We start from the raw sequence: 412 nt of genomic DNA on the forward strand, positions 1-412 counted from the left end.
CAGTTTGGCCAGGGCGCGGGGGCAGGTCAAATAGAAAGTTTTTATAGGGGTGCGGCCGCGTAGCAAACGAGAATTTTGCGCCCGTCATTACGCTGTCATACAAAATGTTGCTGCCATTTTGGGGCCGATAGAATACGGCCTGCCCGGTGTGCGAATCGTAAAGCTCCAGGTACCAGGCCTCGTTCTCGGCCGGCGCGTGGCGCACCGTCAGGCGCAACCAGTAGGTGCTTTGCACCCGCTGAATGTTGGGCGGTTGCCCAGAGGTGCTGAGCTGCTGGAATCGCCCCGCCCAGCGCGGGTTTTGCACATCGTGCAGGCGCAACTGCCCGGTTGGGTCTTCTAAGACACTGTACAGGTTATCGGTTAGAAACAACTCGGGCTGGGCCGGATTTACGCGCACGGTGTCTTCGGG

At 59.2% G+C, this 412-nt stretch carries 1 protein-coding gene; it reads right to left on the reverse strand.

Annotated elements, in window-relative coordinates:
* A partial coding sequence (locus tag I6F37_RS42240) for a 7TM-DISM domain-containing protein (RefSeq protein WP_225154710.1) occupies window positions 1–412 on the reverse strand: 412 nt, incomplete at both ends.

This window comes from Bradyrhizobium sp. NBAIM08 (assembly GCF_020193935.1).
GTDB lineage: Bacteria > Pseudomonadota > Alphaproteobacteria > Rhizobiales > Xanthobacteraceae > Bradyrhizobium > Bradyrhizobium yuanmingense.